General features: G+C 69.5%; 14 protein-coding genes and 1 pseudogene. 5 read left to right on the forward strand and 10 right to left on the reverse strand.

Annotated features, from left to right (window positions below; translation table 11 throughout):
- Nucleotides 1–692 (reverse strand): ATP-binding cassette domain-containing protein (locus G6026_RS01340; protein ID WP_182612032.1); only part of this gene is annotated, 692 nt, incomplete at its 3' end.
- Between the two features lie 65 nt (nucleotides 693–757).
- Nucleotides 758–1,360 (reverse strand): biotin transporter BioY, encoded by a 603-nt coding sequence (locus tag G6026_RS01345; RefSeq protein WP_107756266.1) that lies wholly within the window; start codon nucleotides 1,358–1,360, stop codon nucleotides 758–760.
- A gap of 168 nt (nucleotides 1,361–1,528) precedes the next feature.
- Here G6026_RS01345 and G6026_RS01350 point away from each other — a divergent pair, with 168 nt between their 5' ends.
- A complete protein-coding gene (locus tag G6026_RS01350; protein ID WP_182612025.1) occupies nucleotides 1,529–2,776 on the forward strand; it encodes a hypothetical protein in 1,248 nt (415 codons plus the stop codon).
- A gap of 46 nt (nucleotides 2,777–2,822) precedes the next feature.
- Here G6026_RS01350 and G6026_RS01355 read toward each other — a convergent pair whose 3' ends face one another.
- The 3 genes from G6026_RS01355 to G6026_RS01365 form a co-directional block, all read right to left on the reverse strand.
- Complete coding sequence (locus G6026_RS01355; protein ID WP_182612026.1) at nucleotides 2,823–3,368, reverse strand: TetR/AcrR family transcriptional regulator; 546 nt, start codon at nucleotides 3,366–3,368, stop codon at nucleotides 2,823–2,825.
- Nucleotides 3,369–3,445: 77 nt separating this feature from the next.
- Nucleotides 3,446–4,150 carry an ABC transporter ATP-binding protein gene (locus tag G6026_RS01360; protein ID WP_107756269.1) on the reverse strand — a complete coding sequence of 235 codons (705 nt, stop codon included), beginning with the start codon at nucleotides 4,148–4,150 and terminating at the stop codon, nucleotides 3,446–3,448.
- Nucleotides 4,147–5,274, reverse strand: a complete 1,128-nt coding sequence (locus G6026_RS01365; protein WP_107756270.1) for an ABC transporter permease — start codon at nucleotides 5,272–5,274, stop codon at nucleotides 4,147–4,149. The genes G6026_RS01360 and G6026_RS01365 overlap by 4 nt, the downstream gene beginning before the upstream one ends.
- 58 nt (nucleotides 5,275–5,332) lie before the next feature.
- On the opposite strand from G6026_RS01365, the gene G6026_RS01370 reads away from it, so the two are divergent.
- Both G6026_RS01370 and G6026_RS01375 read left to right on the forward strand, forming a co-directional pair.
- Entirely contained in the window at nucleotides 5,333–5,476 is a 144-nt protein-coding gene (locus G6026_RS01370) for a hypothetical protein (RefSeq protein WP_156607155.1), read from the forward strand.
- Between the two features lie 49 nt (nucleotides 5,477–5,525).
- Nucleotides 5,526–6,032, forward strand: a pseudogene (locus G6026_RS01375) (ATP-binding domain-containing protein); the annotation flags it as partial.
- 96 nt (nucleotides 6,033–6,128) lie between these two features.
- On the opposite strand, the gene G6026_RS01380 reads toward G6026_RS01375, so the two are convergent.
- From G6026_RS01380 to G6026_RS01390, 3 genes are all read right to left on the reverse strand, one after another.
- Entirely contained in the window at nucleotides 6,129–6,587 is a 459-nt protein-coding gene (locus G6026_RS01380) for an Hsp20/alpha crystallin family protein (protein ID WP_107756271.1), read from the reverse strand.
- A 124-nt stretch (nucleotides 6,588–6,711) separates the two neighbouring features.
- A complete protein-coding gene (locus G6026_RS01385) occupies nucleotides 6,712–8,208 on the reverse strand; it encodes a lamin tail domain-containing protein (RefSeq protein WP_182612027.1) in 1,497 nt (498 codons plus the stop codon).
- Between the two features lie 263 nt (nucleotides 8,209–8,471).
- Complete coding sequence (locus tag G6026_RS01390; RefSeq protein ID WP_182612028.1) at nucleotides 8,472–9,161, reverse strand: YceI family protein; 690 nt, start codon at nucleotides 9,159–9,161, stop codon at nucleotides 8,472–8,474.
- 208 nt (nucleotides 9,162–9,369) lie between these two features.
- Here G6026_RS01390 and G6026_RS01395 point away from each other — a divergent pair, with 208 nt between their 5' ends.
- Both G6026_RS01395 and G6026_RS01400 read left to right on the forward strand, forming a co-directional pair.
- Nucleotides 9,370–9,921: a serine/threonine protein kinase gene (locus G6026_RS01395; protein WP_182612029.1), complete on the forward strand. Its 552-nt coding sequence runs from the start codon at nucleotides 9,370–9,372 to the stop codon at nucleotides 9,919–9,921.
- A 227-nt stretch (nucleotides 9,922–10,148) separates the two neighbouring features.
- Nucleotides 10,149–10,838, forward strand: a complete 690-nt coding sequence (locus G6026_RS01400; RefSeq protein WP_182612030.1) for a hypothetical protein — start codon at nucleotides 10,149–10,151, stop codon at nucleotides 10,836–10,838.
- Between the two features lie 4 nt (nucleotides 10,839–10,842).
- Here the strand turns inward: G6026_RS01400 and G6026_RS01405 are convergent, their stop codons facing one another.
- Together G6026_RS01405 and G6026_RS01410 are read right to left on the reverse strand one after the other, a co-directional pair.
- Nucleotides 10,843–11,475: a response regulator transcription factor gene (locus tag G6026_RS01405; RefSeq protein ID WP_107756274.1), complete on the reverse strand. Its 633-nt coding sequence runs from the start codon at nucleotides 11,473–11,475 to the stop codon at nucleotides 10,843–10,845.
- Nucleotides 11,472–11,896: ATP-binding protein (locus G6026_RS01410; RefSeq protein WP_182612031.1), on the reverse strand; the 425-nt coding region annotated here is incomplete at its 5' end. The genes G6026_RS01410 and G6026_RS01405, both read right to left, overlap by 4 nt.

Raw genomic sequence — 11,896 nt, forward strand, 5'->3', positions numbered from 1 at the left:
GAGCCCGAGCCCGAGCCCGAGCGCAACGCGATCCGGCGGTACCCGGACAGCGCGGCCGCGGGGGCGTCGTCGATCACCACCCGCCCACCGTCCACCACCAGCACACGGTCGAAGTCGGCGACCAGCCCCAGGTCGTGGGTCACCACCACGAGTTGTTGGGAGAGACCCGCGAAGGTCTCGGCCACCAGCGCGCGGTTGCGCAGGTCGAGCAGGGTGGTGGGTTCGTCGGCCACGATCACCGAGGGCTCGATCACCAACACCGCCGCCAGGGCGAGGAGTTGCTTCTGGCCGCCGGACAGCAGGTGGCAGGGGTGATCGGCGTGGTCGGAGAGGTTGTAGGTGGCGAGCACCTGCTCGACCCGTCGTCGTCGATCCTCGCGGCTCAGGCCCGACCGGCGCAGGGAGAAGTCGACGTCCTCCGCCACGGTGGGCATGACGATCTGGGTGTCGGGATCGGTGAAGCAGAAGCCGACCCGGCGGCGGACCCGGGCGCCTTTGCGGCGGGTGTCGAGGCCGTCGACGGTCACCGTGCCCGAGGAGGGGACCACCAGACCGTTGATCATCCGCGCGAGCGTCGACTTGCCGCCACCGTTGACGCCGACGATCCCGATACGCCTCTCGGTCAACACCAGATCGATGTCGGTGAGGACTGACCTGTCGCCGTAGGAGTGGGAGACCCCGTCGAACCGGATCTGGGCGCCGCGGTGGTCGGCCGCCGGGGTCCGGGACGCACGGGGGCCCGACTCACGAGGGCCGGTCACGCGGGGGTCGGACGCTGCCCACGCAGCGGAGCGATCAGACCGGGCCGCGCCTTGTGGACCTGGACGGCGACGACGGCGGTGACGACCGCCTTGACCAGGTCGCCGGGGACGAAGACGCCGTTCGCCGCGATCGCGGCCGTCAGTGTCAGCTCGGTGCGGATGAGCATGCCCACCACGCCGAAGGCGTAGATGACCACGATGCCACCGAGGATGTTGATGAGCAACCCGGGGATCAGACGGTAGCGGGGCATCATCAGGGCGGTGAGAAGCCCGATCACGACGACGGCCGGGAGCCAGCCGAGGAGGAACCCCGCGGTGGGGCTCGCCAGCGCGGTCAGAGTGGTGCGGCCGCCGGCGAGGACGGGGAGCGCGAGACCGATGACGATGACCGCGAGCACCGAGAGCAGACCCTTGCGCCAGCCCAGCAGCGCGCCGGCGAGCATGACGCCGAGCGTCTGCAGCGTGATCGGAACGCCCGCGGAGCCGATGCTGATCTGCCCGGGCAGGCCGAGGACGACGATGAGGGCGGCGAACACCGCGATCTGGGCGAGATCTCGGGTTGCGCTCCGGGCCGGGGCCTGATCGATGGAGGTGCTCACGTGGACTTCCTTGTCACCTGGAGAGTGGATCGACACTGTACGCCGTTCATTGTTGTCCCTGACCCGCCGATTCGCGTCATCGGGGTGGGAGGCTCCGCGTGTTCGGGCGCGGGCCCGGCCGGATTGGCTTAGAGTGATCTGCATCACATCTTTTGGTTCGGGGGGCCAGTGACGACTCGATCCCAGCGCGTCTTCGGCGAGGTCATCGCCGCATTCCTCGTGGCCGTCCTGGCCTTCGTCCACCTGCCGGCTCACGTCAGCGCGCAACCCTTTGCCGTCTACCTGGACGTCGTGGCCGACAATCCGCACGGTGAGTCGGCGGGAGGCTTCTCCACCTCCATGACCACCGACCGCGAGGAGCTGGCCGCGGCGCTCGCCGTGGTGCGCGCCGCGGGCGTCGCACCGGAGCGATACGCGACCCTCACGCGCCAGTACTGGCTGGCGGTCGGTGCTCAGAACGCGGGGATCGACCTCGCCGAGTGGGAGCCGGCCCGGGGGCTGGAGGCGAACCTGGAGACGGTCGACAAGGTGTACGTGAACTACCTGCGGCTGTACAACTCCCACGACGGTTTCTGGTGGACCGGGATGGCCGGGCTGGCCGGGATGTCGTTCGCCGCCGGGTTCTGGGACCTCGACGAGGTGGGGGGCGTGCTCAGCGTGCCCGGGCTGCACGAGGTGGGGACCGGGGTCGGTGACGCGCTGAGTGGAGTGCCGTGGGAGCTGGCGGCCGGGATGCCGCGCGATGTGCGACTGCTGGCCACGGCGGGCCCGACTCTCACGCGCGCCGACGTGGACTGGTACCTGCACCGGCTGCTGATCATGCAGCGCAACATCTTCATGGACATGATCCCGATGCACGAGGCCTACCTGGCAGGGGGGTTGCCGGCGGTCAGGGAGCTCGCGGCGGGCGGGGCGTATGACCAGTACGCGCTCGAGGCCTGGCGGAGGCTCGACGAGGGCTCACCGGAGGGCAGGTCGGAGGCGCTGCTGCGGATGGCGTCGCGGGAGCAGAACCAGATCATCGCCGACCAGTGGGACGCGACGGCGGCCGGCCGAGGGGACGTCGGTCGAGTGCTCACCTACGTCACCACCGTGGGCGGCTCCCCCGATATCCCCGGGGCCTCCACTCTGGGTGGCTTCCGCCCGCTGTCGGTGCGCGCGGATGTCAACGGCCGGCCGACGGTGCTGCACACCCCGCTTCCCGCGTTCAACTGGGCCGATAGGGAGCCACGCTGGGAGTACATCGAGCAGGATCTCGTGCCGGCGTTCCGGTCGCTCGTGCGCGACCGGCCGGCGGAGGCACCGGGCTACCTGGACGTGGACTTCCGGCCGCGGGCCGAGCAGAACCGGATCCTCGCGCGGCTGCCGGTGTTCGCCGGGCAGATGACGACGGGGTGGGCGATCGGGTCGGGGTGAGGCGCGACCCGTCGGAGGCGACCCCGTCGCCGTGCCACCTCACCGGTCACCCGGGCCGATCGATCAGGGCGTCCACCGCGCTGAGAACCTCGTCCAGTGGCCGCCCGCCCTCGATGAGTTCGGAGGCCTTGAACGTCACGGCCATGACCAGCTCGGTCGTCAACTGTGGATCGGAGCGGGAGGACTCGGCGAGCGACTCGCGCAGTGGGGTGGTCATCTCGGTGTGCATCCGGGTCAGCCGCTCCCGTGCCGGACCGTCGGGGAGCTGCGCGGCCAGCGCGGTGAGGATCGCGTGGTCACCGGCGGCGACCAGATCCAGGGTGGTGTGCACGTAGGCCACGACCCCCCGACGGCCGCCGCCCGCGTCACGCACTGCTCCCGTGACAGTGTCGATCCACCGTGGCATGAGATCCTCCGCCACGGCGACGACCAACTCCGCGCGCGAGGAGAAGTAAGTGTAGAAGTTCGACCGTGTCATGCCCGCCCGGGTGGTCAGCTCGTTGATGTCGGGAGGGGTACCGGGGGCCTCGGAGAGCATCGACCGGGCCGCGTCGAGCAGGGCCCGACGCTTGGCGTCCCGGTGTTCGCCCACGGTGGGGGCGTCGATACGTGGAATGTCGGTCTCCCGTCACCTTCTCGGCGGAGGCCCGATCATACGTGTCCTTCAGGTCACACGTGCGCGTGCAGCCGGCCGTCGACCATCTCCAGGACCCGGTCGCAGTGTTCGAGGATCTCGTGGTCGTGTGTGACCAGAACCGTCGCGACGCCGTTCTGATGGGTCTCCTCCGCGAGTAGGCGCACCACGTCGTGGCTGGTCCTGCGGTCCAGCGCCGCGGTGGGTTCGTCCACGAGCAGCAGATCGGGCGAGGACATCAGGGCGCGGGCGATGCCCACCCGCTGACGCTCGCCGCCGGACATGGTGGCCGGGCGGCGGCGCGCGCGGTGGGTCAGACCGACGGCCTCGAGCAGGTGGTCGGGATCGCGACGCCGGGACCGGTCTCCGCCGAGTGTTCGCACGAGCCGGAGTTGGTCGCGCGCGGTGAGAGCGGGCACCAGGTTGCCGGACTGGAACACGAACCCGACGTGGTCGCGCCGGAACCGGGTGAGGTCCCGGCGACCGAGACCGGTGATGTCGCGCCCGCCCACCTCGACGGTGCCGGAGGTCGGGGACAGCAGTCCGCCGGCCACGGCCAGGAGGCTCGATTTGCCGGCTCCGGAGGGGCCGACCACGGCCAATACCTCACCACGGGCCACCTCGACGTCGACACCGTCCAGTGCGTAGAGGGTCTGGTCGCCGTCCCGGAAGGTCAACTCGACGCCATTCAGGCGAAGGCCCGGGGCGGAGGCGTCGCCGGTGCGTGTGGTGGTGGTCATCGGTTCTCTCCCAGTGCGCTGTGCGGGTCGACGGCGGTGATGCGGATGGTGGCGAGGGTGGCACCGACCAGTCCCAGTGCCAGGAGGAGGACGGCTCCGAGTGCGATGGGTCCGGTCTCGAGGGCGAACGGCATGCCGGTGCCCACCAGGAACGACCCCACTCCCACGCCGATGGCCACACCGACCGCGATGGACCCCGCCAGCAGGATGAAGGCCTGCCCGATCGCGTCGCCCAGGAGTCGCACGGTCGAGGCGCCCATGGCGCGCAGGACAGCGATCTCGCGGGATCGCTGGACGGTGAGGATGGCGAAGAACGCACCGACGACCAGCGCTGAGATGGCGTAGAGGAACCAGGTGATCATCGACATCGTCATCATCTCGGCCTGGTATCCGGGCGAGGAGTCGAACGACTCCTCCAGGGTGCGCGCCGAGGTGTCGGCCGCGGCATCGCCGGTGGCCAGGTCGGGCAACTCGCCGTCGACCCCGGCGAGGGCCACGACGCTGTACTCCTCACGGGCGCCGGCGCGCGACTCCTCGCCGAAGCGGGTGCCCGCGTGCACGTCCTGCCACGTGGCCAGGGTGGTGAAGGCCATGTCGACGTGGCCGAAGGTGTGTTGGGCGGCCGCGATGCCGACGACCTCGAGGGGGATCCCCAGTCGGTCGACCGTCACCGTGTCGCCCGGGCCGACGGAATCGGCGGCGGTGGCGCTGATGAGGATCTCCCCGTCGGACTGGGGCGCACGGCCTTCGGCCACCTCGGGAACGAGCGGGCCCTCGGGGTCCGCCCCGATGAGGGTGAGGTCAACCGGGGTCCCGGCGGAGGTCCTGGCGTTGATGATCGACAGTCCCATCGGTGTGGCCACCGATACGTCGGGTCGTGCGGCCCAGGCCTCGACCTGGTCGGGCCCGACCACGGATCGGGTGAACGCCGAGTCGGTGCGGGTCTCGGGAGCGAACGCGACGGCCTGGACGGGCATGCGCTGCAGGCCGGAGACGCCGTCGTTGACCAGTCCCGAGGACAGCCCGGCGAGGAGAACCATGAGGACGCTGATCAAGGCCACGACGGAGCCCATCAGGGTGAATCGGGATCGCGCGAAGGTCAGTTCGCGTAGGGCGAGGAACATGGAGGCCTTCCGGCATCGACATCGGGAACGGAGAATATGCTAACACCATGTCAGTATCATGCTGACATGGTGTCGCGAAGATCTCACCCCGGTGTGGTGGGGGCAGCGCGTCTCCACTGCGGAGAAGGAACACGAGGTGGACGTCCTCGTGGCCATGCCCGGGGCGGGGATCGTGGCGATCGAGCTCAAGGCGCGATCGTGAGCGCGGCCGTCTGATGATCGTCGGCGACGCCGGGCAGAGCGTGGTCCATCGGACCGGTCGGCCGCCCGTCGACCTGGTGCCGCTGGTGCTCGATCACAATCTGCGAAACACGCGTCAGATCGCGAGTGCCTTCCTGCCCCTGGTGGGACAACGGATGGAGCTGCGCGGCGGCTCGGGGCCCGCGGTCCGTTACGTCGAGGTGCCGGAGGGCACTGACGCCGTAGCGGCCGGTGACGACGAGGCCATGCGACTGCTCGACGAGGGCTGGGAACCGCGGGACGTCGCGTTGCTGACCACCGGATCGCGGCACCCGATGCAGGTCGAGGCGCAGGAAAGCGGGAATGACCCCTACTGGGAGACGTTCTGGAGTGGCGAGGACATCGTCTACGGCCACGTGCTCGGGTTCAAGGGCCTGGAGCGCCGCGCCGTGGTGCTGGTGTGCAACCACCACGACGGCATGGACCGGGTCCGCGAGAGGGTGTACGTGGGGCTGTCTCGCGCGACGGATGTCCTGGTGGTGGTGGGTGATCCCGGTGCGCCTGAAGGCGGCAGGTGAGCGCGTGGACGTTGCCGGGGTGCGCGAGCCGAAGGAAAACCACCGCCCGGCCTGGTGTGGGGCCGGGCGGTGGTCAGGTGGCCACGAGAATCGCGGTCAGCTCCCGAGGTCGGCGGAACCTTCGACGATCTCTGCCTGCTCGGCCTTTCGGGCGCCGTGGGAGACGGAGATCTTGCGCGGCTGGGCCTCCTCGGCCACGGGGATCACCAGGCGCAGCACGCCGTCGCTGTAGTCGGCCTCGATCTTGTCGGTCGCCAGGCCCTTGCCCAGGGCGAGCTGCCGGGCGAAGGTGCCCGACTGACGCTCATGCATGAGCCACTGGGCATCACCCTCCGCCGGCGCGCGGCGTTCGGCACGGACGGTGAGGGTGCGGTCCTCCACGTCGATGTCGATGCTGGAGGGATCGACGCCCGGGAGGTCGATGAGGCCCACGAAGCGATCGCCCTCCTTGTACAGGTCCATCGGCAGAGAGGTGGACGCGGTCGCGCTGCGCAGCCCCTCGCCCAGGAGGCGATCGAGCTCACGGAACGGATCGAAACGGGTGGTGGTGGCCATGATGGTCTCCTTCAGGACTGGTCGGGATGCGCCCGGCGTCTCCGGGATCGCACACGGTTCAACTCACCGCCGTAGTTGAGTATTCCCGACTCAGGTCACAAAATGTGGCTTGAGTCGGGTGCACTCAGATCAGCGCGTCGGCTGGCATGAAGGGTAGGAGCCCCGCGAGGGATCCGGCGCCGAGCCCGGCTCCGGAGACTGACCCGGAGGCCGATCCCGAGCCGGGGTCCGCGTCGTCCTCCACGGTGCACTCACCGGCGTCGGAAACGGCGGTACGCAGACCAAACCCTGCGGTGCCCGCGTCGTCGGCCCACAGGAACCGGACCCGCTCGGCGGTGCCGGTGGCGCCTCCCAGGTGGCACTCGACGGTCTCGCGGTGAGAGGCGAAGCCCTCGTTGGCGAGGTTGGGCATGCCGGCCGGCCGGGCGTAGAGGGTGCCGTCGGTGACGAACCCGGTCCCGTCGTAGGTCATCTCGACCGAGCGTCCCTCGCAGACCTCGTCGCACAGCACCCGCAGGACGCCGGACACCTCGTCGTGGTCGAGGGCCATCACGCCCGTGAACGGGGAGGGGTACGTCTGCATCTCGGTCACCGCACCTTCGGCACCCAGCCGCACGAAGTGGATCTTCCCGGTCCCCTCGACGCCCACGGCGAAGGCTCCGCCGAATGCCTCGGGGAGGTACTCGATGGCCTCGAGGCCGGCGTTCGCGCCGATCAGCCCGGTGAGTGAGGTCAGCGAGTACTCGTCCGTGGCGCTGAGCGTGCCGGAATCGCGGCCGGCGGGCAGGACGAAGCGCAGGATCGAGGGGCGACTGGTGCTGCCGGACTCGTTGTCACGCTCGGTGGCCACGTAGATCACGCCGTCCGGACCCACGGTGACGCCTTCGGCATCGGGACGCCCCGAGCCGTCGGGGTACTCCAGGACGAAGGTGCGCGAGAGCGAGTACGTACCGGCGACCGGATCGTAGGCCACGACGTACAGCGTGCCGGTGCCGTTGTTCACCACGTAGGCGGTGCCGTCGGCCGCGATGTCGACGCCCGACATGTCGTCGTCCTCGGCGAAGGCGCCACCGAGCGCGACGGGGGTGATCGTCAGCGGGTCGAAGGGCCATGGAGACGTGATGACGGGCTGATCCTCGACTGCCGCGACGTTCCGGGCGTTGCGGGTGGGTTCACCGGTCACGGCGAACCCGCCCGTCATGTCGGGGATACGGCCCCAGGTGGTGGGCGAGTGACCCGACCAGGTGGTGGAGTCGACGATCTCACCGCCCGCGTCCCGGAGGATCACCGAATCGTTGCCGCCGAGCCCGAAGTAGTCCGGGTCCACGTCGGTGTGGACGGACCAGTAGCCACCGGACTCGATGGTGGTCCCCTCGGGGATGACGATCGGATCGTGCGTGGGGTCGTCGTCGATCAGCGTCCAGCCCGAGATATCCACGTCCTGCTCTGTGTCGAGGTTGGCCAGCTCCACCCAGTCGCCCACGGCGTCACCGTTGGACTCGACCTCGTTGATCACCACGCTGGTGGCGGGAGCGGCGGGGGCGGCGGCGGGTATCGCCAGCGCCGCGCCGGCGGCGAGGGCGACCGTGAAGACGCCTGAGCTGATGGTCCGTGAGCGCATCGGGGGCCTTTCCTGGGCAATGGCTGAGTGACTGACCAGGTGACCGTAGGAGGGTCTGGTGCCGGGTCCCTGTCGGCGGGGTGGCGACCAGCTGAACAGTCGTTGTCGTCGGCTGCCGCACGACGGCGAGTGGGCCCGGTCCGGGAGCCGGCCCGAACCGGTGCTCACCCTGAGCCTGATTCTCTTCCTGGCGGCCTAGCCCGGGGGAGCGGTGCATCCGCTTCCGACGGGGGAGCAGGAAGCGTATCGAAACCGAGGCACGGCTACTGCCGGGCCAGGCTCACCAGGAAGTCGATCGTTCCGGCCGGTTCCACGGCGACGAAGCCGAGGCTCGGCGGCTCGACCCCGACCTCGGCCCAGGTGAGGGGGACCGCGCCGGAGGCGATCAGGGCGTCGCCCGTCCACAGGACGGTCACCTCGGTGTGCTCACGCACGGTCGTGCCCTTGATCGTCAGCTCGACCACCATCGGGATCGATACCGTTGTGCCGTCCGACGGCACCGCAGCCAGATCCACAGGTTCGGCCACGGTGAGTGTCGCCGAGGGATGGGACCCGGTGTCGAGGATCTGGGGGGAGCGGGCCTGAACGTCGCGCTGGTCGATGTCCGTCTCGATTCCCGCCACCTGCACGTCGAACGATGCGGACTCGAGGGTGGTCCCGGACACGACCGCCCGCCCGCTCACCTGGTCGGTGCTGCCGACGACGGTGACCGGCTCCCCCCGCAGGATCTCGTTGACCGTGTACCCGGCGGTCGTCTCGTTGGGCGCGGTCCCCGGCACCACCACCCACGTGCCCTCCAGGGTGCCGGTCGCCTCCTCGGCTCCGTCGACGGAGACGGTCGCGGCCGGCGCGTCGTCACCTCCACGCACGGCCTTGTAGAGGTAGGGCGCTGCGATCAGCGCGACGACGACGATGACGACGACAGCGCCGATGATCCAGGGGAGTCTCCGCATGGGACGAGCTTAGGAGTCGATGCCCCCGTTCCGCAGCGACGATGCGTTGAGATCGTCCGTCGAGACGATGACGCGACCTGACTCGTTCTCAGGTCGAAAACGTGGCGTTCAGGACCTTCATTCGCGACTTGTACCACGCAGCGTCACTTATTCTCATTCTCAGCGGCAGGTTGGTCGCGAGCGTGTTCGGGTGGCCGGGAGGCGCGACATGAACCAGAACCCTCCTCCTCAGTGGAGTGATTACCCCACGTCGGAGTTCGGACGAATTCCGCAGGCGAGCCCGGTGGCGACCAACCAGAAGCAGTCGATGTCCCCGGCCATGGCCGTGATGATCACCCTGATGGCCGTGCTGATCGTGGGTCTGATCGCGGTGGTGGCGTTCCTGATGATCCCGCGATTCACTAGTACGACTACTGCACCCGTGACATCGACGGTGTCCGCCACAGCGACGGCCTCGAGTGTCGGGGAACCGGACCGGCCTCAGGTTCAACCGGCGCAACCTGCTGCACCGTCCGGGTCATTCGTGTGCTCGAACGTCGGCGGAGGCCCGCTCGCGCATTCGGCGGTGGGCTCATCAGTCACCTCGTGCGAGTTCGCAGTGTCAGTTCGTTCCACCTACCTCGCATCCGGAGGCAACGGGGGCCCGATGACCATCGACGCCTACAGCCCGGTGACGGGTGCGACGTACACGATGTCCTGCTCGGGCGGACCGGTGGTGACCTGTACCGGCGGCAACAACGCTGTCGTGTACATCTACTGATGGGTTTTCTGAGCAGGCGAGGGGCACTGACCTCGGGTGCCTGCGGGCTCGTTCTCGTCGTGTGCGGTTGTGGTGAGTTGGTCCCCACGAGCGGGCCCGTACAGACCGTCTACGTCACCTCCACAGTCACCACCGTCTCTCCGGGACCGGACGGACCAGGTGGAGAAGGGATTCCGGGAGCTGCCCATCGCCCGGTCTCACCGATAGCCGACCCCAGGACCGGTGGTGTGGATCTCGCCGGAGTGATCGGTGGTATTCCGAGTCCGGTTGGTATCGCCGCAGCAGGCGTCGGTGGTCGGACCGACGTCCAGAAGGCGGGAGGCGTGCAGTCGGGTGCCGCCTGGTCGACGATAAAGGTACCCTTGGCCGTCGCCGTCGCGCGCACATCTCCGGCCACGCTCGAGTCGGCAGCTACCGCGATCACGGCATCCGACAACGCGGCGGCGGAGCGATTGTGGGATTCACTCGGCGGGGGAGCCTCGTCGGCGGCTGGGATCGGCGCAGTGCTCGCGGATGGGGGTGACAGCACCACCCAGGTGCCGGCTGTCCGCACCCGTGCGGAGTACTCGATCTTCGGTCAGACTCAGTGGCCGCTCGTGGGTCAGGCGCGGTTCGGAAGTCTCCTACCGTGCATCGGGTCATCGAGCCGAGTTCTCGATCTGATGGGCCAGGTCTCACCCGATCAGAGCTGGGGACTCGGCCGCATACCGGGAGCTCGGTTCAAGGGTGGCTGGGGGCCGGGTGAGAGTGGCGGCTATCTCGTGCGTCAGTTCGGGATAGTGCCGGCTGCGGGAGGGGAGTTAGCCGTGGCCATCGCGGTCGAATCAGCGTCATTCGGCGAAGGCGTCGACGCACTCTCAGGAGTGGCGGATGCGCTTGCTCTTCAGCTTCCTTCGATACAGGGTGGGCGGTGCTGATCGGCTACACCACCCCGAGCTCGCGGGCCCTGGCCACCGCGGCCGTCCGGGACGTCACACCGAGTTTGTCGAAGACGTGCACGAGGTGCGTCTTGACCGTCGCCTCCGACACGTGCAGGGACGTCGCGACCTGCCGATTGGTCTCGCCCGTCGCCACCGCCCGCAACACCTCCACCTCGCGATCGGTCAGCACCGGCCGTGGGTCGCGCAGCCGGGTCATCAGAGTGGCGGCGACGGTCGGGGAGAGCGCGCTCTCCCCGGCCGCCGCGGCGCGGACGGCGGCCAGCAGCTCGTCGGGACCGGCGTCCTTGAGGAGGTACCCGCAGGCCCCGGCCTCGATTGCCCCGATGATGTCCGCATCGGTGTCGTGGCTGGTCAGGACCAGGACCTGCGGTGGTGACTCGAGTGCGCGGAGTCGCCGGGTCGCCCTGACGCCCGCGGAGGCGTCACCCGCGAAGCGCAGGTCCATGAGCACCACGTCCACGTCGCCGATCCGCGCCCGCTCGACGGCGCCGTCAGCGGTGGGGACGTCGGCCACCACCTCGATGGCGGGGTCCGAAGCGACCAACGCGCGAAGTCCCGTCCGGACCACCGCGTGATCGTCCGCGATCAGAACGCGCACGCTCGTCGTCGTCATGTCCCCGAGCCTCCCACCACCGTCGGGAGCACGGCGCGGATCGTGGTTCCCGCGCCGGTCTCGGAGCTCACGTCGAACTCTCCTCCCAGCCCGGACACCCGACGCGCCATCCCGTCCAGACCGAACGATGCGGTGGGCCGAGGCGCGGCGACGTCGAAACCCCGACCGTCATCGCGTACCTCGAGCGCGACAGCGGTGGATGACCCGGTCAGCGTCACCTCCACCCTCGAGGGTGAGGCGTGTGTGACCGCGTTCGCCAACGCCTCCTGCGCCACGCGGACGAGCACGGCGGCGACCTCGGGGGGTGGGTCGACCTCGAGGGCGCAGTCCGCGGTCACCTCGATCCCCGGATGCTCCGCGCGGGCCCGCTCCGCGACACGGCCCAGTGCGCCCGCGAGCGACACGCCGTCGAGCGGAGCCG

The sequence above is a fragment of the Dietzia sp. DQ11-38-2 genome (assembly GCF_014145055.1).
Classification (GTDB): Bacteria; Actinomycetota; Actinomycetes; order Mycobacteriales; family Mycobacteriaceae; genus Dietzia.